The following is a 19,562-nucleotide window of genomic DNA, read 5'->3' as shown; positions in this document are numbered from 1 at the left end:
TTTGTAGTATGCAACATTTTAAAACATTATCTGCTTATTTAGATTATTTAGAGCTACCAAGTCCAGAGCATCCAATGCTTAGTGTTTTTAACTCTAAAGGAAATGGTAATTTACCGTGCCCTAAAGAGAGCTCGCCGCCAATTACAAACGATTGTTATTCTATTAGCTTTAAAAAGTTTGTAAAAGGAAAATTAAATTATGGGCGTACAAAGTATGATTTTACTAATGGTGCTTTATTTTTTATTGCTCCAAGGCAAGTTTTACAATGGGATAGTAGCGTGGTTTTTGAGCAAAAAGGTTTTTCTATAAATTTTCATGAAGATTTTATTAAAGGGACAGAGTTAGCACAGCAAATAAAAAACTATGGTTTCTTTTCTTACTCTGTTAATGAGGCATTGCATCTTTCTCCTAAAGAAGAAAAACAAATGGAATTAATAGCTTCTGCCATAGAAATTGAATATCAAAACAACCAAGATGCGTTTAGTAAAGACATTATTATTTCTCAACTAAGCACGCTTTTAAAGTATGCTAACAGGTTTTATGAAAGACAGTTTTTAAACAGAAAAGAGTTCTCTACCTCTTTATTAGAACAATTTAACAGGCAAATATCTACCTATTTAGAAACTGGTCTACTGCAAGAGAAAGGAATACCCAGCATAGAACAAATAGCAAGTAAAATGTTAGTGTCTCAACGTTATTTAAGTGACACTCTAAAAAAAGAAACTGGCAAAACTACTACAGAACATTTACACCTGCATTTAATAGATGAGGCAAAAAATATACTATTACAACCAAATAAAAGTATTTCTGAGGTTGCTTATGAGTTAGGGTTTGAATATCCGCCTTACTTTTCTAGGTTATTTAAAAAGAAAGAAGGTATAAGTCCAACGCAATACAGAGAAAAATATAAACTTAATTAAAGTATGGAACTATTAAAATTAGCAACAGAATGGGCAAAAGCAGAAGTGTTCTCTACACGTTTTTTTATTTTATTTGCCTTCTTATTTTTAATTGCAAGTATTGGCTTTTGGCAATTAGGAAAAACCGATTTAGCAAAGGCATACATTATTCCTACTTTGGTAGCCGGTGTATTGCTTATGACTATAGGACTTGGTTTATTTTTCACCAACAAATCTAGAATAACACAATTTAAAAAAGCATTTACTACAAATGCAGCTGCTTTTTATGAGTCTGAAATTGAACGTACAGAAAGCACGTTAAAAGAATATACCGTTGTATTTAAAGTTATCCCTATTTTAATAGTTGTTGCCGCATTGGTAATGTTATTTATTACAACACCTATTTGGCGTGCCATTAGCATTACTACTGTTGCTATGCTTATTGTAATTTTATTGGTAGATGGCACAGCTTATGCAAGAATTGAAACTTACCACAAAGAGCTAAAACTACTGAATAATAACAGTTAAAAAACGAAAAATAAATTATTAATTTTCTAATAACTATTAATTAATCTGCCTATCATTTTTGCCAACTAACTTTGGTTTTTGTTCGTATTAACTTAAACCAAATTTTAAAATGAAAAACCTACTTACACTAAAAACAATAACTTTTATTATTGTTTTAGGCAACCTGCAATTTGTTTTAGCACAAGATGCTAACCATATGAATAAGCAAAGAAGATATGATGAAATCTCTTGGCTTATTACCCACAATGCTAATAATAATGATATTGATGCTCCACAAGGTTTTTTTGGCTGCTTAGGAGGAAGAAACCAAAGTAAAGGTATAAAGGCTCAATTACAAAGTGGCGTTAGAAGCTTTATGGTAGACATACACAGAGTAAACGGAGAATTAAGACTAAAACATGGGTCTCCTAATATGTGTATGATGGATGCTAAGGATTTTAATAATATAATGGAAGAATGGTTAAGAAATCATCCATTGGATATAATAACACTTCACATACAAACAGGAGCTAATTTAGGAATAAGTGGTTTAGATGATATTTTTTACGGCAGAAGAACGGGTTACAAAAACATATCTAACTACATATACAACCACAGTACTTTTGTTAGCGCTAGCAGACCTGCAAATTCTGGCTCAGATACCTACCCTACAATTCAAGAAATGATTACTAAAAACAAAAGGTTAGTTATTTTTACAGAAACAAACTACAATAGTAATCTTTATAGATATGAGTTTTCACACACAGTACAAAACCCTTATAGAGCAAGTCAGGTGTCACAATTATGGGATACAAATAAATTTATAGCAGACAGAGGCGTAGACCACAAAACCATACTAACCGTAAACCATTTTGCAGGAGACGCACCAACATACAACGCAGACAAAAATAAATCTAAAGATGCCAACAAAGACGTGAGTAAAAAAGCGGTAACTGCTTGGTTTCAATTTGGTCATAGGCCTTCTATAGCCGTAGATTATTATAGTTTATCTAATAGTAACGGAACCATACCACAAATTAATGAGGTAAACACTTTTAATGAGGTAAGAGGTAAATTTACAGATCCCAGTAACACATCAAAACACATAAGAGATGTAAATGTGTACTTAGCTGAACTTGTAAACGGCCAATGGAAAAAAGTAAAAAATGTAGCATATAATGGAGTAAGAGCTAAATGGCATTTATTTTATTCTTTTCCTGCAAGACCAAACGACAATAGAGCGCTGTTTTTTGAACATCCTAACTATAATTTTTCACCAAGATTTATTAAAATTGGAGATTATGATGGTGCACAAAGCAAAACATTTACTATAAACATAACTGCCAATCAAAAAAGCGCCTCAAGATCTTTTGTACAAACTACCAAATTAGATCCACTGGCAGTATACCCAAATCCGTCAACAAATGGGACTCTAACATTTAAATACAATACAGAAAAGCCTAAAACTCTTATACTAGATTTGTATGATTTAAACGGACAACATATTAAAAACGTAACTCATAAAACAGTTACAGGAGAAAATGAATTGCAATGGAATTCTAATGGTTTAAAAGGGATTTTTATTCTTAAAGGAAAATTAGGAAAAGAAACTATTAGTAAAAAAATACTATTTAGATAGTTAAATAAAAGCAAGTATACAGTTAAGTATAAACAATAAAATTTATGCTTAACTGTAATCTTTATAATTTAATCAAAAATCAAAACAAATTAATATACAACCAACTGCCAACAAAATATTTAGCAATTATTTAAACTAAAAAAATGATAAAAAAAAGCATAACTACTATTTTAATTTTTACTGTAATTATTACAACTTTTTTAGGCTGTAATGAGAGTGACGATAACAATACTGAACCCAATGAAAATATAATTAAGATTGAAGATGCTAAATTATTTGATTTTCCATTATTTGGTATTACACCAATTTCTATAGAAATAATACAACCTACCATTATAGATAATAAGGAAACAGTATATGGTGAAATTAATATTGTAGTGCCAAACTCCGTTTCTTTAAGTAAAATTGCTGCTACCTTTACGTCAAATGAATTGAACTTGAGTAAATTTAATGTTTTACCTGGCAACACCTCCTCACTAAATTACGAAACACAAAATCACATATACACTGTAGTAAATGTGTTAGATGAATCAGAAGAACTCTTACATTACACTGTAAATATTAAAAAAGAAGTAATACAAACACCACCTACACTTACAGTAACAGATTTTAAGTTTGAAGCAAGTAAAAATTCGCAATTAACTAACGATGTTACCATTGAAAAACGAGTAGATGATGTAAACAGCCAAACAATTTATTTATTTGTTCCTACTGGCACAGATTTTTCTAATTTAACACCAACGGCAACATTTGATGCCGAAGATGTTTTTTATACACAAGACTCCTCTATTTCAATAACAGATGTAAATACAGCATACCCTACTACAGAAACTAGTTTTGATTTTGCTTACCCAAAAAGATTTATTATTGTATTGAGAGATGATGCAAATAATACTATAAAATGGGTAAATGTATTTGTTGATGTAAAAAACCCTGTGGCAATAGAGAATACAGATATTACTACGCCAGATATAACAACAACAGCAAGTTCAACTTCTTTTAGAGGTATTACTACATGGAAAAATGTTGGAAATCATATCTTAGAATTTAATATGGCAACTACCTATGAAAATAAAATACCTACTTCTGATATAGACTTTATTACAGCAAGAAGAAATTTTACTTCAATTGGCCTTGCTCCTAAAGAAAGTGCTGACATAAACGTGTTAGTGATAAAAGATTTACCAGTAGGTGAATACAAATCTACAGCTGTGTTCCATTCAAAATTTGTTAATCATGAAGCAACAGCAGATTTAATACAGCCAGTTAAACTTAATATTACTACAAATGTTACAAATTAAATTTTTTAAAACAAACCAGTAGTAAAAATACCATTTAAATAGTTCAACAAAATTAATATAGCCAGAACTGCGTGCGTAGATTCTTATAAATTGCTATATTGGAATTTTACTATAAACATTTACGCAAATGAAAAAACTAAACATATTAAATACTTTATTTTTAGTAGTGATAAGAAGAAACTAAAATGTCTATAAAAAACACACAAATTTCAAGAGTCAAAATAAGCAACAATATGATTTTGGCTCTACTAATTTTTTTTACAACCTTAGCGAGTACTGCACAAACTATTAAAGGAACTGTTTTAAATAAAGAAACCAACAAACCGGTTGATAACGCAAGTATATCTGTCGTTAACACCAGTAATGGAACATTTACCAACGCAAGAGGTGTTTTTAAATTAAAAAATACTTCTGGTTTATCGCCATTAACAAAAATAAAGTTTTCTAGTCTTGGATATAAAACCTTAGTTACTACAGTGCAATCTATAAAAGATGCAAATTATATTGTTTACTTAGAGTCTAATGCAGAAAAATTAAAGGAGGTTGTTGTTTCATCTAACAAAAAATTAAAAAAAAATATTAGTTTTCAAATATTGGCAGAAATGCCATTTGGTGTATCAAACTTCGGATCTACAATTATTAACAATAAACTATATGTTACCGCAGGGGATTTATCTTTTATTGAAGAAAATGAAAAAAGAGCTATAGACAACTCTGAAACAATGGGAGAGCTAATTAACAATTTACGAATTAACGGCTCTTGGGTAAGTTACAGTAATAAAATACAGGTTTATAATTTTGAAAACAACTCTTGGGAAGTTTCAAAACAAAACCTGAATAAAAAAGCTTACCACAAAACAGTTGCTGTAAATGAAAGTTTATATGTTTTTGGAGGAAAAACAATATCTCCAAACAAAAAAAGAGAGTATTTAAATAATAAAATTGAAGTTTTTAATACAACTACCAATGATATTGGTATTGATGATGCATACCCACACCAAGCAGTTAATTTTACAGCTGTAACCTATAAAAATAACATAATTATTATGGGGGGCTCTACCAAGGTATTAGACAACGGAAAAAAATTGTATCGTAACAATTCTTACTTATTTAATACCAGTACTGGTCACTGGTATCAATTAACAAAAATGCTAAAGGACAAAGAGGCCAATGGCGTATTAGCAAACAATAAAGTTTTTTTAGTTGGTGGTTTTCATAACGGACCATTAAAAGATATTGAAGCTTACGATTTAGAAACCGCAGAGTGGGAAGCACAGGGAAACTTATTTGATGGAATTGAAAGACCTGCTCTAGCCTCTAACAATAATATCATATATATTTTTGATTCAAAAAAAATACTTACTTACAATACCAAAACAAAACTTTTAAAAGAATACAAAATAGACATCCCTTTAAAATATGCTAATATGCATTATTTAAATGGCAAGCTATACATACTTGGTGGCTCTAACTACTTTAATTACAAATCCAAAGCATCAAAAAACCTGTATACTATTAAATTGTCAGAATTTAAAAATACTAAGCCTCGTAAGGAAAAGTATCTAGACTAAAATTAAAAACAAGCTGTTTAAAGCTTGTTTTTAATTTTAATTACTACAAGGAATACTACTTCTAATTCAACTTAAAAATAATATCTTGTTCTTCTAATTCTGCTAATAATTGTGTGGTAATATTTATCTTTTGTTTACGACTAGACAAGTCTACCTTTATTTGCTCTTCCATTTCATAAACCTCAAATTTTAAGGGATGCTTCCCTTCTTGCTCATCAGAATTTAGAGTCTTTTTTAAATTAAAAACATCTTCTTCCTTAAGCGTATCTATATTTAGTTTTATGGTAAGCTTTTTAGCGTATTGTTCCATAACATCTTGCAATAGCATAAAGCTATTAAATTGCAATCTAGGATCTCCTTTTTTTCCGGTATCCTTATTGATCCAACCTTCTCTAATAAACAGTTTTACGTACACAAAAGAGCTAATCATTAAAAAGTGACGAAACTTTAAGTACTCCTCTCCAAATATTCTAAAGTCATATGAGTCTGTATAATCTTCCATAGAAAACATTGCCCAACCCTTTCCGTTTTTAGAAACTCTATGTTGCACGTCTGTAATTACACCTGCAATAGAAAGCTCTTTATTTACATATTGCTCCATATTATGTACAGCAGCAATACCAGAATTACAAAACGATTTTATTTCTGATTTAAAATCATCTAGCGGATGACCAGAAATATAAATACCTACAACCTCCTTTTCTTTTCGCAGTTTTTCCATAGTCCCCCACTCTTCACAAGGTGGTACTACAGGTTCTGGAATTTGTACATCACTAGCTTCACCAAACAGACTTACTTGAGACGAGTTTTGGCTTTCTTGAAACTTAGAGCCATATTTCATTACTTTTTCTAAAAACGTAATTCCGTCTCCTTCATCATGCAAATATTGTGCTCTATGGGTATCTCCAAAAGAGTCAAAACCTCCTGCTAGAGTTAAGTTTTCAAAAGCTCTTTTATTTGCAGCACGTAAATCTATACGTTTTGCCAAATCAAAAACAGATTTATACGGACCGTCTTTTTTTCTGTTTTCTACAATAGTTTCAACAGCACCACGACCAACACCTTTAACAGCTCCCATACCAAAACGAACTGCACCAGCGTCGTTTACAGCAAATTTATAGTAAGATTCGTTTACATCTGGCCCCAAAACCTCTAACCCCATACGTTTACACTCTTCCATAAAAAAGGTAACTGTTTTAATATCATTCATATTATTAGACAATACCGCAGCCATATATTCTGCTGGGTAGTGTGCCTTACAATATGCAGTTTGGTAAGCAATCCATGCGTAACAGGTAGAGTGAGATTTATTAAATGCATATGCCGCAAAAGCTTCCCAATCTTTCCAAATTTTTTCTAATTTATCTACTGCATGTCCTTTTGCAGAAGCCTGTTCTATAAATTTAGGCTTCATTTTATCTAGAACGTGCTTTTGCTTTTTACCCATTGCCTTACGCAAGACATCGGCTTCACCCTTGGTAAAATCTGCCAATTTTTGAGACAAAAGCATTACTTGCTCTTGGTAAACCGTAATACCATAGGTTTCTGCTAAATACTCTTCACAGGCATCTAAATCATAAATAATTTCTTCGGTACCGTGCTTACGAGCAATAAAGCTTGGTATGTATTCCATTGGCCCTGGACGGTACAATGCATTCATGGCAATTAAATCTGCAAACACTGTAGGTTTTAGTGATCGCATGTGTTTTTGCATTCCAGGAGATTCATATTGGAAAACCCCTACTGTTTCTCCTCTCTGGAAAAGCTCATATGTTTTTTGATCATCTAACGGAAAATTCTCTGGATCTAGCTCAACACCATGTTTTGCTTTTACAATTTTTACGGTGTCTTTAATTAGGGTTAGAGTTTTTAATCCTAAAAAGTCCATTTTTAACAATCCAGCACTTTCAACAACAGAGTTATCAAACTGCGTACAATACATGTCTGAGTCCTTTGCTAGTGCAACAGGTACAAACTTCGTAATATCGTCTGGAGTAATAATAACTCCACAGGCGTGTATACCTGTGTTACGTACAGAACCTTCTAAAACATAAGCTTGGTTTAGTGTTTCGGACTCTAAATCATCTCCTTCAGAAATTTCTAAAAGCTCATTAATTTTGGCTAGTTCCTCACTATTAAACTTACTTTTTAACGTTTTTTCATCTACACCAATAATTTTTTTAAGCTTAGACATGTTAGGAATAAGCTTTGCCATACGGTCTGCATCACCCAACGGCAAATCTAACGCGCGGGCAGTATCTCTAATTGAAGATTTGGCTGCCATTGTACCATAGGTAATAATTTGCGCCACTTGGTTAGAGCCATATTTATCTATTACGTAATCCATTACACGGCCACGCCCTTCATCATCAAAATCTATATCAATATCTGGCATAGACACACGATCTGGATTTAGGAAACGCTCAAAAAGTAAATCGTACTTAATAGGATCTAAATTGGTAATCCATAAACAATAGGCAACAGCAGAACCTGCTGCAGAACCACGACCAGGACCAACAGACACGTCCATTTTACGAGCCGCTCTAATAAAATCTTCTACAATTAAGAAGTATCCAGGATATCCTGTTTTTTCAATTACCTTAAGCTCAAAATCTAAACGCTCATCAATCTCTGGTGTAATTTCACCATATCGTATTTTTGCGCCTTCGTATGTTAAATGCCTTAAAAACTTATTTTCTCCACGCTTACCACCATCAATTTTATCTTCCTCAAAAACAAACTCTTCAGGAATATCAAAAGCAGGTAACAGTACATCTCTAGCAAGTGTAAACGTTTCTATTTTATCTACAACCTCTTGTATATTGGTTATTGCCTCTGGTATATCTTTAAAAAGCTCCTTCATTTCATCAGAAGATTTAAAATAATACTCCTGATTAGGCAAACCGTAGCGGTAACCACGACCACGGCCTATTGGTGTGCTTTGTTTTTCTCCATCTTTTACACACAATAAAATATCATGTGCATATGCATTTTCTTTTTCTACATAATATGTATTATTGGTTGCTACCAATTTTACGTTATGTTTTTTTGCAAACTTTATTAAAACCTGGTTTACACGGTCTTCATCTTCTTGGCCATGGCGCATAATTTCCATGTACAAGTCGTCTCCAAACTGCTCTTTCCACCAAAGTAACGCATCCTCTGCTTGATTTTCACCCACATTTAAGACCAAACTTGGCACCTCTCCGTATAAATTACCTGTAAGTACAATTAAATCTTCTTTGTACTGTTCTATAATTTTTTTATCAATCCTAGGCACATAATATTTACCATCTACAAAGGCAATAGAAGACATTTTAGCCAGGTTATGATACCCATTTTTATTTTTAGCTAAAAATACTATTTGGTATCCATTGTCTTTTTGAGACTTGTTGGTATGATCCTCACACACCTGAAACTCGCATCCTATTATTGGTGTAATTTCTTTTTCTGGAATAAATTCATGCAAAGGCTCTTCGCCTTCTTCCAATCTATTTTCCTGCGTAGCTTCATACCGTATTTCATTAGCATCATTTCTAGATTTTACACCTTTGTTGTGGTTAAGAACACCATTTACAAAGTGAAAAGCTCCCATCATATTTGCATGATCTGTCATTGCAACAGCAGGCATATTGTTTTTAGCTGTTGCTTTTATTAAATCTGGGACACTAATGGTAGATTGTAATATAGAAAACTGTGTATGGTTGTGTAGGTGAGAAAACTCGGCCGACTCTAAAGTTGCTAAATTTTCTTTAATTTCTTCTTTACTAACACCACCAGTATCTTTAGCCCAAAGTGCATCTGCTATTTTTTTTGATGCCTTTTTTAGGTTAATGTGTTTTAACCCTATAAGTTCTATTGGCTTAGGATTAGCTTCTGAAAAGTTTTTAAAATAATCTGGCTGAACATCTAACTGTTCTGCGGTATATTGTTGCTTACGTATAAGCTCTAAAAAACAACGTGTAGTTGCCTCAACATCTGCTGTTGCGTTGTGCGCTTCTCCAAAAGGTTCACCAAATAAAAATTGATGCAATTCTGTTAGTGTTGGCAATTTAAATTTACCTCCACGACCACCGGGAATTTGGCACAAGCTAGCTGTATGCTCTGTACACGTATCTAACACTGGCAGCTCTTGCAACTGGTTTTCTACCTGAAGACGATGAAACTCTGCCCCCATAATGTTAAGGTCAAACCCAACATTTTGCCCAACTACAAATTTTGTTTTTTCTAATGCAGTATTAAATTTCTCTAAAACCTCTGCCAAAGGCACACCATCTTGTTCTGCTAAAGCAGTAGAAATGCCGTGTATTTTTTCGGCATCATACGGAATATTAAATCCGTCTGGCTTCACCAAATAATCTTGATGCTCAATAACATTACCCATATCATCATGCAATTGCCATGCAATTTGAATACACCTTGGCCAGTTGTCTGTATCTGTATAAGGAGCATCCCAGCGCTTAGGTAATCCGGTAGTTTCGGTATCAAAAATTAAGTACATAGTGTAATGTTTGTAGTCTTAAAAAAGCAGTGGATAAAAATACCAAAAACCATTGGTTTTATAAAGCCATTTAAAGAAGAGTTATTAACGGTATAAAAAAAGCAGGACTTTCGTCCTGCTCCCTCAACAATTAACCAAACATACAAGATAATTATGAAACCATTTCCTGATACACCTTTGCAGTGTTTAACGCAGATTGCACACTATTGCGCTGCGCAATTAACAGGTTTTCTGTAGATGGTGCTAACACCATATCTTTGTCATTTAATATATCATCATACTCTTCTATAAAAGATTGTTCTCCGCGTTCTACCTCGTCTAAAATGCGTTCTTCTTCATTAGAAGATAAAGTAGCCGTTAGGTTCATCCAAGTTCTATGTAAGTCACCCTTGATTGTTCCACTTTTTTCTGGCAAGTGTCCATATGCCAAAATCTCAGACTTTAATTGGTGACCAAAATTGTAACGTTGTTCTGCTTTACCCTCTAAAAATCTTTTTACAGACGGGTTTTCTACTTTTTCTGCGCCAAGCTTGTACCCTTTCTCGGCGTCGTAAGTTTTTTCTAATAAATTGTTTAATCTGTTTGTAATTTCTTCAGTATACTTCATAATATCTCTTATCATTTAAATTAATTAACATTGCTGACTATCAACAATCTTGTTCCTCTAAATTATAAACTGAAACACCCAATAACAAGAAAATACATCGGTTTAGCCTAAGTTTAACGCCAACTCTTAATAATTGTTAAGTTAAAACCATTATTTTTGCTGCATAAAGTATTGCAGATTAAACAGAAAGTGTATATTTGCACCCGCTTTTAAGCCAAAAGCAATTAAACGAATTAATAACAGGGGTCGGGCACCCTACAAATTTAATGTGATATGCCAGTTAGAATTAGATTACAAAGACACGGAAAAAAAGGAAAACCTTTCTATTGGGTAGTAGCAGCAGATTCTCGTGCTAAAAGAGATGGTAAATTCTTAGAAAAATTAGGAACTTACAATCCAAACACTAACCCAGCAACAATTAACTTAGACGTAGATAGTTCTGTAAAATGGTTATCTAATGGTGCACAACCATCTGATACTGCTAAAAGAATTTTATCATACAAAGGTGTATTATTAAAGCACCATTTACAAGGTGGTGTACGTAAAGGTGCATTAACTGAAGAGCAAGCAGAAGAAAAATTTAATGCTTGGGTTGCTGAAAAAGAAAAATCTGTAGCTGGTAAAGTTGAAGGTTTAGATAAAGTTAAAGCTGATGAAGCTGCAAAGAAATTTGAAGCAGAAAAAGCAATTAACGAAAAACGTGCAGCAGATGCAGCAGCGGCAGCAGCTCCTGTAGCAGAAGAAGCGCCAGCAGATTCTGAAGATGCAGCAGCAGCTTCTGAAGAAGAATAAATTTATACAAAAAACGATATGCAAAAGGAAGATTGTTTCTACTTAGGTAAAATCGTTTCAAAATATAGTTTTAAGGGCGAAGTGTTAATTAAGGTTGACGCAGATGAACCCGACTTATACGAAAATATGGAATCAGTGTTTATTTCTTTAGGAAATAACCTGGTTCCATTTTTTATTGATAAATGTAGGTTACATAAATCTAGTTTATTACGTATTAGGTTTGAAGAAGTTTTAAACGAGTCTGATGCAGACCGCATTATGGGCTCTAAACTTTACCTACCACTTACAATGTTACCTAAATTAACAGGTAACAAATTTTACTTTCACGAAGTTATAGGTTTTACTTTACAAGATGATGTACACGGAGATATTGGAGAAATTACCAGTGTTAACGACACCACATCACAAGCACTTTTTGAGGTTGAAAAAGGAGATAAACAATTGCTAATACCTATTAACGATGAAATTATCACCAAAGTAGATCGTGAAAATAAAACCATTTTTGTAACCACACCAGAAGGCTTAGTAGACTTATACTTAAGCTAAATTTAGCTTGCACATAATAAAACCTGTATTTTTGCGTATATACTACACATATTATGCAGAACAATCAGAATATAAAAGTAGCAGTAGATGCCGTTGTTTTTGGCTACCATAACAATGCACTTTATGTATTGTTAGTACAACAAAAGTATGGTGTTTATAAAGATCAGTGGGTTTTACCTGGCGGCTTAGTACATAATGGAGAAACATTAACTAATGCCGTACACAGAGAATTACAAGAAGAAGCAGGCATAAACATTAACTACCTAGAGCAACTGTATACTTTTGGTGATGACGTTGAGCGAGATAAGAGAAACCAAGTAATATCTGTTTCCTATTTTGCCTTGGTAAATCCAGATAATTTAAAACTATCTGCCGCTACAGATGCACAAGACGTAAAGTGGCAAAACATTAATAACATACCAAAACTACCGTTTGACCATAATTTAATAATAGATACTGCTTTTAAAAGAATAAAAGCAAAACTACACTACCAACCTATTGGCTTTGATTTGCTTCCTAAAAAGTTTCCTTTTTCGGATTTAGAGCATTTGTATGCAACTATTTTAGAACAAGAAATAGACCGAAGAAACTTTAGAAAAAAGATTTTAAGCTTTGGTTTTATAAAAAAATGCAACGAAAAACAAAAAAATGGCAGCGGTAGACCAGCACAGCTATATACCTTTGACCCCAACAAATACAAAGCTTTAGAGAAAAATGGAATGCACTTTGAAATTAAGTTTGCGTAAATTTAACACAAATAATTTTTGTTAATTCATTTTCTCGATTAACTTTGTGTAAAAATAACGCAAATGATATTAAATTTAGATCCACAGTTTAACCCGTTCCCAAATCAGAAAAGCATCGAATTTAAATCGTTTTTATTTTCTGGTGGTGAACCTCACATTAAAATTGAAAACAATTTTAATACCTCAGATACTATAACAGTAACACACAGACTGCAGTCCTTTAATGATGTTGGCTTATTGCTACTTACTATAGACGCCTTAAAACGTATGGGCGTAAAAACAATTAATGCTTTTATACCATATTTTCCGGCTGCTAGGCAAGATAGGCTAATGGCTCCAGGAGAATCATTATCTGTAAAAGTGTATGCAGAATTAATGAATAATCTTCAATTAAATGAAGTTATTGTTTATGACCCACATTCTGAGGTTACCCCTGCTCTATTACACAATTGCACTACAATTACAAATTACACTTTTATACAAAAGGTTATATCAACCTTAAATAACAATGTTTTATTAATATCTCCAGACGGAGGTGCGCTTAAAAAAATTTATAAAGTAGCCGAATATCTAGGAGGTAAAGAAGTAATAGAATGCTCCAAAACTAGAGATGTTAAAACCGGCAAGTTATCTGGCTTTAAAGTGTACGCAGATGATTTACAAGGCAAAGATTGTTTGGTTGTAGATGATATTTGCGATGGTGGTGGAACTTTTAATGGTTTAGCTCAAGAATTAAAAAATAAAAATGCTGGCAACTTATACCTAGCTGTTAGTCACGGTATATTTAGTAAAGGGTTAGAGAGCTTAAGCAGTTATTACAGTGGCATTTTTACTACAGATTCTTTTAACTCAATTGAAGAACAACCAAAGGTTAAACAAATACCACTTGCTACCATACTACAATAAGACATTAAAAACAAAATATAGATATTATGAATCCACTATTATATACAGACGGTTACAAAGTAGACCACAGAAGACAATATCCAGAAGGTACAACCTTAGTATACTCTAACTGGACACCAAGAAAAAGTAGAATAGACGCTATAGATGAAGTTGTATTTTTTGGACTTCAATATTTTATAAAAAAATACATTATTGAAGAATTTAACACCAACTTTTTTAACAAACCTAAAAAGGAAATTGCAGAAAAGTACAGCAGAAGAATTAATAATTATTTAGGACCAAATGCTGTTGGTATTAAACACATAGAAGATTTACACGACCTTGGTTATTTACCAATGGTAATAAAAGCATTACCTGAAGGGTCTAGTGTGCCTATACGTGTACCTATGATGACAATGTACAATACATTACCAGAATTTTTTTGGCTAACTAATTATTTTGAGACTATTTTAAGCACTACTATTTGGATGCCTTGTACCTCTGCTACCATTGCTAAACAGTACAGGAAAATATTAGATAAGTATGCAGAAGAGACATCTACAGCTCTTGAATTTGTAGATTGGCAAGGTCACGATTTTTCTATGCGAGGTATTGCAGGTATGGAAGCTGCTGTTATGAGTGCATCTGGACATTTACTTAGCTTTTCTGGCACAGATACAATTCCTGCTATAGACTTTTTAGAGGAATATTACAACGCAAACTCCGACAAGGAATTAGTTGGTGGCTCTGTAGCAGCTACAGAACACTCTGTAATGTGTATGGGAACAAATACTGGAGAGCAAGAAACTTTTAAAAGATTAATTACAGAAGTTTACCCTAACGGAATTGTTTCTATTGTTTCTGACACTTGGGATTTATGGAAAGTACTTACCGAATACTTACCTAACTTAAAAGAAGATGTGTTGGCAAGAGATGGCAAAGTTGTAATTAGACCAGATAGTGGAGATCCTGCAGATATTATTTGTGGTAATCCTAACGGAAAAACTGAAGAGGAGAAAAAAGGAGTTATTGAATTGCTATGGGAGATATTTGGCGGACAAACTAACAGCAAAGGCTACAAAGAATTAGACTCACACATTGGTGCTATTTATGGCGATAGTATTACTACAGAACGCGCTACAGATATTTGTGAACGATTAAAGCAAAAAGGGTTTGCGTCTACAAACGTAGTTTTAGGTATTGGCTCTTTTACGTACCAATACAATACTAGAGATACTTTTGGTTTTGCAATGAAAGCTACATATGGCGAAGTAAATGGTGAAGGAAGAGAAATTTTTAAAGATCCTATTACAGATGATGGAACAAAAAAGTCTGCCAAGGGTTTACTTAAAATTGAAAAAGAAAACGGAACTTATAAACTTGTAGACCAAGTAAATTGGGAGCAAGAAAAAACAGGAGAATTAAAAGAGGTATTTAAAGATGGTAAATTACTTATTGATGATTCTTTACAAGATATTAGAAATAGAGTAAGATAAACTTCTTAATTTTGCAACCGTAAGAGGCAAGCTTTTTTACAAGCTTGCCTCTACTGTTTTAAAAAACTTTATAATGAGCAAACCTTTTATTTTTAAACAGTTTACAATAAACCAAGACCGTTGTGCTATGAAAATTGGTACAGACGGAGTTTTATTAGGCGCTTGGGCATCTGTAGACCACAATCCGTATTCAATTTTAGATATTGGTGCTGGTACAGGAATAATAGCGTTAATGTTAGCACAGCGTAGTGCTGCAGACAATATAGAAGCTATAGAATTAGATGCTGATGCCTATGAGCAGTGCACAAATAACTTTGAAGCATCGGACTGGGCAGATAGACTATTTTGTTTTCACGCTGGTTTTGATGAGTTTGTAGATGAATACGCTACAGATGAAACAGAAGAAGATGAGTTGTATGATTTAATTGTATCTAACCCTCCTTTTTACGCAGAAGAAGTTACTAGTGGTAATAAAGCAAGAGATAATGCACGCCAAAACACATCCTTACCTTTTAGTGAGTTGGTAAGTGGCGTGGCCAAATTATTAACTACAAACGGAAGATTTGCTACCATAATACCATATAAAGAAGAAGAAGAATTCATCAAACTAGCAGAAAATTTTAAACTATACCCGCTAAAAATTACCAGAGTTAAAGGCAATGTAAAAGCAGAGGTTAAACGTAGTCTGTTAGAGTTTCAAAAAACACCTTGCACCAACATAAAAACAGAAGAGCTTGTTATAGAGAACGATAGACACGTATACACCGAAGATTACATTAATCTAACTAAAGATTTTTATTTAAAAATGTAACATTTAGTCTTTGTATTGTTATATTTCTTTACCTATCTTTGGTTACATATCCTAATACATAGCTATGAAACCAGACTTATTTGAAGCACCAGATTATTATAACATAGACGATTTATTGTCGGAAGAACATAAGTTGGTGAGAGATGCAGCCCGCCAATGGGTTAAGAGAGATGTATCTCCTATAATTGAAGATTATGCTCAAAAAGCAGAATTTCCAAAACAAATAATAAGTGGTTTAGCAGAAATAGGGGCTTTTGGTCCGTATATACCAGAAGAATATGGCGGTGCAGGATTAGACCAAATTAGTTACGGTTTAATTATGCAAGAGATAGAACGTGGTGATAGTGGCGTACGCTCTACAGCATCTGTACAATCATCACTAGTAATGTACCCAATATACACTTACGGCACAGAAGAACAACGCAAAAAGTATTTACCTAAACTTGCCAGTGGTGAGTTTATGGGCAGTTTTGGACTTACAGAACCAAACCACGGATCTAACCCTGGTGGTATGGAAACCAAGTATAAAGATATGGGCGACCATTACCTTTTAAATGGTGCTAAATTATGGATCTCTAATGCTCCTTTTTGTGATGTAGCTGTTGTGTGGGCAAAAAATGAAGAGGGTAGAATAAACGGACTAATTGTAGAGCGAGGAATGGAAGGTTTTTCTACACCAGAAACTCACAACAAATGGTCTTTAAGAGCATCTGCAACAGGTGAGCTTATTTTTGACAATGTAAAAGTGCCAAAAGAAAATTTATTACCAAACAAAAACGGATTAGGCGCTCCGTTAGGTTGTTTAGACTCGGCTCGTTACGGTATTGCTTGGGGTGCAATAGGCGCTGCAATGGATTGTTATGACACCGCATTACGTTATGCAAAAGAACGCATACAATTTGGAAAACCAATTGGTGCATACCAATTACAGCAAAAAAAGCTAGCAGAAATGGTTACCGAAATTACTAAAGCACAATTACTAGCGTTGCGTCTAGGACAGCTTAAAAATGAAGGTAAAGCAACAACAGCACAAATATCTATGGCAAAACGTAACAATGTAGATATGGCTTTAAATATTGCTAGAGAAGCTAGGCAAGTATTAGGAGCTATGGGCATAACTGGTGAGTACAGTATTATGAGACATATGATGAATTTAGAAAGTGTTATAACGTATGAAGGTACACACGACATTCACTTGCTTATAACAGGTATGGATATTACAGGACTTAATGCCTTTAAGTAAAAAATAATTCCTTATCTTTACACAGTCTAAATAAGGGTTGTCTTGTTTACAAAAACAACCCTTAAATATGTAAGATTATGGAAACACTACAACACATTTTAGTTTTTATTACTGTAACTATTGCATTTGGGTATATTGCTAAAAAATTCTTTCTTCCTAAATCTCTTTTCACAAGCAACAAAAGCAAAAAGTCTTGCGGGTCTGACAATTGCGGCTGTAGCTAAATAGGCTGCCAAATACTCAGTATTTTTCTTAAAACATTCACAATTTCGTTAAAGAAATAAGAATTGTATATTAAAATTATCAAAAAACGCTTTTTTGTAGTCTTTATATTACTTTAATTAGCCGTCAGCTAAAAAACTACAAAAAAGAGACCTATTAAACTACTTATAACCAAAGTATTACACTATTTTTTTTAGTTGTTTTAGCTTCATTGGGCAACACAAACCACATTGTTGTAGTCTATACTAACAAGAAACAAAACTAAAAAATCAAAAATGCGTAAAACTATTCAGCTTGCTCTACTTATCTCTATTTTACTTACGGGTAACTTTTTAAAATCCCAAGAATTAAATGCTAGTATAAAAGATGCAAACAGCAAAGAGCCAATACCATATGTTTCAGTTGTTTTATCTAACAAAAAAGGTGTTATTACAAATGGCGAAGGTAAATTTTCATTAAGCACTGCAAATACAACTGCTATAGATTCTATTTTTATTTCTTGTATTGGCTACAATACCATTGCGCAACCAGTATCTACTTTTACAGATAGTATTATTTATATGAAACCTAAAACAATAGAGCTTAGAGAGGTACTGGTTTCTAATAAAAACTACACTGGAGAAGAAATTATAGATATGGTTAAAGATAGTTTAGAAAAAAACTACAACAAGGATTTCACTAGAAAAAAAATGTTCTTTAGAGAGTCTTACTACCAAGGTTTCGATAAAACGAATTACACATTTATGAAGTCTACAATTAAGGAATTAAATAAACCTTTTATTGATAGTATTTTAAATGCTGTACCCAAAAGAGATAATAGTTATTCGGAAATTTTATGTGACTTGTACGGGAACTACAATAGAGAAAATATGAAGATTGACGGTATAAAAGCTTGCAAATTATATGATGAAAAATCGGAATTAGATATAAACAACCTTGAGGAAAAGTTTAATGAAATTATAAAAGATAACGTAAGACCAGATTCTTATTTTAAAATAAAATCGGGCATATTTAGCACAAAAGTAGATGCAGAAGAAATGGGCGTTGCAGACGTTAAAAAAGACAGCACAGAGTTACAGAAAGAGCTTGAAAAAAGGAAAGAAGAAGAACGTATAAGAAATGTAGGCTTTGCAACTCATAGAAAACACACTATAGGAAGGCAGTTTGAAAACTTGTTTTATATGGATGATGCCAAATTAAATGTAATAACAAAATCTGGCCGTTACAATTTTACTATTACAGACTACACATATTGGGGAAATGCGCCAGTATACATATTAAATTTTGAACCAAAAAGAGGTGAAGATTACAAGGGTACAATGTATGTAAACGCAGATGATTTTGCGGTTATAAGAATAGACTATGAAAATGTAAAAAACTTAAAAAGTATAAAACTGTTTGGCATATCTTACCAAGAGCATTTAGCAAATGGTAAAATGATTTTTGCTAAAAATGAAAATAACACCTATGACTTACAATATTTAGAAAGAGAAACCGGAAGCAAATCTGGTATTAATAGACCATTAAAAATAATTGAAAAGAATAAAGTTGTAAAAGGAAGAAATAAGCAGAATGAACTTTATGTTAAGTTAGATATGGCTTTTACTAATGTTATAAAATATGAAATTGTTGTTTTTGATGCAGAACCAATAACAAAAGCTGACTTTACTAATTTTGAAGAAAAGAAGGGTGTTAAACCAGAGCTCTTGCGTAAATACGATCCTGAGTTTTGGAAAGGGTATAATATTATAGAGCCTAACCAAGCTATTAAAGAGTTTACAGCAGAAGAGTAACTA

15 protein-coding genes are annotated in these 19,562 nt (G+C 32.8%); 13 read left to right on the top strand and 2 right to left on the bottom strand.

Translation table 11 applies throughout. The features are described from left to right. Positions 1 to 8 precede the first annotated feature (8 nt). From CELLY_RS08580 to CELLY_RS08560, 5 genes are all read left to right on the top strand, one after another. A complete protein-coding gene (locus tag CELLY_RS08580; protein ID WP_013621276.1) occupies positions 9 to 920 on the top strand; it encodes a helix-turn-helix domain-containing protein in 912 nt (303 codons plus the stop codon). 3 nt (positions 921 to 923) lie between these two features. Then, a complete protein-coding gene (locus CELLY_RS08575; protein ID WP_013621275.1) occupies positions 924 to 1,427 on the top strand; it encodes a hypothetical protein in 504 nt (167 codons plus the stop codon). 109 nt (positions 1,428 to 1,536) lie between these two features. After that, positions 1,537 to 3,045 (top strand): phosphoinositide-specific phospholipase C-related protein, encoded by a 1,509-nt coding sequence (locus tag CELLY_RS08570; RefSeq protein WP_013621274.1) that lies wholly within the window; start codon positions 1,537 to 1,539, stop codon positions 3,043 to 3,045. A gap of 143 nt (positions 3,046 to 3,188) precedes the next feature. Then, on the top strand, positions 3,189 to 4,346 hold the full coding sequence (locus tag CELLY_RS08565; RefSeq protein ID WP_013621273.1) for a hypothetical protein: 1,158 nt from the start codon (positions 3,189 to 3,191) through the stop codon (positions 4,344 to 4,346). Between the two features lie 239 nt (positions 4,347 to 4,585). Then, the gene (locus CELLY_RS08560) at positions 4,586 to 5,917 is read left to right on the top strand and encodes a Kelch repeat-containing protein (protein WP_169309922.1); all 1,332 of its coding nucleotides are present in this window, start codon (positions 4,586 to 4,588) and stop codon (positions 5,915 to 5,917) included. Positions 5,918 to 5,978: 61 nt separating this feature from the next. Here the strand turns inward: CELLY_RS08560 and dnaE are convergent, their stop codons facing one another. Then, entirely contained in the window at positions 5,979 to 10,418 is a 4,440-nt protein-coding gene (gene dnaE, locus CELLY_RS08555; RefSeq protein ID WP_013621271.1) for a DNA polymerase III subunit alpha, read from the bottom strand. A 151-nt stretch (positions 10,419 to 10,569) separates the two neighbouring features. After that, on the bottom strand, positions 10,570 to 11,040 hold the full coding sequence (locus CELLY_RS08550) for a ferritin-like domain-containing protein (RefSeq protein ID WP_013621270.1): 471 nt from the start codon (positions 11,038 to 11,040) through the stop codon (positions 10,570 to 10,572). A gap of 258 nt (positions 11,041 to 11,298) precedes the next feature. Here CELLY_RS08550 and CELLY_RS08545 point away from each other — a divergent pair, with 258 nt between their 5' ends. The 8 genes from CELLY_RS08545 to CELLY_RS08510 all read left to right on the top strand — a co-directional run bounded on the left by CELLY_RS08545 (position 11,299) and on the right by CELLY_RS08510 (position 19,559). Continuing rightward, complete coding sequence (locus CELLY_RS08545; RefSeq protein ID WP_013621269.1) at positions 11,299 to 11,817, top strand: 30S ribosomal protein S16; 519 nt, start codon at positions 11,299 to 11,301, stop codon at positions 11,815 to 11,817. A gap of 18 nt (positions 11,818 to 11,835) precedes the next feature. Then, a complete protein-coding gene (gene rimM / locus CELLY_RS08540; protein WP_013621268.1) occupies positions 11,836 to 12,363 on the top strand; it encodes a ribosome maturation factor RimM in 528 nt (175 codons plus the stop codon). Positions 12,364 to 12,416: 53 nt separating this feature from the next. Next, positions 12,417 to 13,109 carry an NUDIX hydrolase gene (locus CELLY_RS08535; RefSeq protein ID WP_013621267.1) on the top strand — a complete coding sequence of 231 codons (693 nt, stop codon included), beginning with the start codon at positions 12,417 to 12,419 and terminating at the stop codon, positions 13,107 to 13,109. Positions 13,110 to 13,172: 63 nt separating this feature from the next. Continuing rightward, a complete protein-coding gene (gene prs / locus CELLY_RS08530) occupies positions 13,173 to 14,015 on the top strand; it encodes a ribose-phosphate diphosphokinase (RefSeq protein WP_013621266.1) in 843 nt (280 codons plus the stop codon). A 26-nt stretch (positions 14,016 to 14,041) separates the two neighbouring features. Continuing rightward, positions 14,042 to 15,490, top strand: coding sequence for a nicotinate phosphoribosyltransferase (locus CELLY_RS08525; protein ID WP_013621265.1), 1,449 nt, complete (start codon positions 14,042 to 14,044; stop codon positions 15,488 to 15,490). A gap of 73 nt (positions 15,491 to 15,563) precedes the next feature. Continuing rightward, the gene (locus tag CELLY_RS08520; RefSeq protein ID WP_013621264.1) at positions 15,564 to 16,301 is read left to right on the top strand and encodes a tRNA1(Val) (adenine(37)-N6)-methyltransferase; all 738 of its coding nucleotides are present in this window, start codon (positions 15,564 to 15,566) and stop codon (positions 16,299 to 16,301) included. 64 nt (positions 16,302 to 16,365) lie between these two features. Beyond that, positions 16,366 to 17,544 carry an acyl-CoA dehydrogenase family protein gene (locus tag CELLY_RS08515; RefSeq protein WP_013621263.1) on the top strand — a complete coding sequence of 393 codons (1,179 nt, stop codon included), beginning with the start codon at positions 16,366 to 16,368 and terminating at the stop codon, positions 17,542 to 17,544. 497 nt (positions 17,545 to 18,041) lie between these two features. After that, positions 18,042 to 19,559, top strand: coding sequence for a carboxypeptidase-like regulatory domain-containing protein (locus tag CELLY_RS08510; protein WP_013621262.1), 1,518 nt, complete (start codon positions 18,042 to 18,044; stop codon positions 19,557 to 19,559). Positions 19,560 to 19,562: the final 3 nt, after the last annotated feature.

This window comes from Cellulophaga lytica DSM 7489 (assembly GCF_000190595.1).
GTDB lineage: Bacteria > Bacteroidota > Bacteroidia > Flavobacteriales > Flavobacteriaceae > Cellulophaga > Cellulophaga lytica.
The sequence above is the reverse complement of the archived record's forward strand: the minus strand, read 5'-3'. Positions and strand labels throughout refer to the sequence as shown.

What these genes read in the sequence shown, in the direction of transcription:
- CELLY_RS08570 (WP_013621274.1), top strand. Translation starts at nt 1,537, where the DNA reads ATGAAAAACCTACTTACACTAAAAACAATAACTTTTATTATTGTTTTA.
- CELLY_RS08525 (WP_013621265.1), top strand. Translation starts at nt 14,042, where the DNA reads ATGAATCCACTATTATATACAGACGGTTACAAAGTAGACCACAGAAGA.
- dnaE (WP_013621271.1), bottom strand. Translation starts at nt 10,418, where the DNA reads ATGTACTTAATTTTTGATACCGAAACTACCGGATTACCTAAGCGCTGG.
- CELLY_RS08580 (WP_013621276.1), top strand. Translation starts at nt 9, where the DNA reads ATGCAACATTTTAAAACATTATCTGCTTATTTAGATTATTTAGAGCTA.
- CELLY_RS08550 (WP_013621270.1), bottom strand. Translation starts at nt 11,040, where the DNA reads ATGATAAGAGATATTATGAAGTATACTGAAGAAATTACAAACAGATTA.
- rimM (WP_013621268.1), top strand. Translation starts at nt 11,836, where the DNA reads ATGCAAAAGGAAGATTGTTTCTACTTAGGTAAAATCGTTTCAAAATAT.
- CELLY_RS08535 (WP_013621267.1), top strand. Translation starts at nt 12,417, where the DNA reads ATGCAGAACAATCAGAATATAAAAGTAGCAGTAGATGCCGTTGTTTTT.
- CELLY_RS08565 (WP_013621273.1), top strand. Translation starts at nt 3,189, where the DNA reads ATGATAAAAAAAAGCATAACTACTATTTTAATTTTTACTGTAATTATT.
- prs (WP_013621266.1), top strand. Translation starts at nt 13,173, where the DNA reads ATGATATTAAATTTAGATCCACAGTTTAACCCGTTCCCAAATCAGAAA.
- CELLY_RS08575 (WP_013621275.1), top strand. Translation starts at nt 924, where the DNA reads ATGGAACTATTAAAATTAGCAACAGAATGGGCAAAAGCAGAAGTGTTC.
- CELLY_RS08545 (WP_013621269.1), top strand. Translation starts at nt 11,299, where the DNA reads ATGCCAGTTAGAATTAGATTACAAAGACACGGAAAAAAAGGAAAACCT.
- CELLY_RS08520 (WP_013621264.1), top strand. Translation starts at nt 15,564, where the DNA reads ATGAGCAAACCTTTTATTTTTAAACAGTTTACAATAAACCAAGACCGT.
- CELLY_RS08510 (WP_013621262.1), top strand. Translation starts at nt 18,042, where the DNA reads ATGCGTAAAACTATTCAGCTTGCTCTACTTATCTCTATTTTACTTACG.
- CELLY_RS08515 (WP_013621263.1), top strand. Translation starts at nt 16,366, where the DNA reads ATGAAACCAGACTTATTTGAAGCACCAGATTATTATAACATAGACGAT.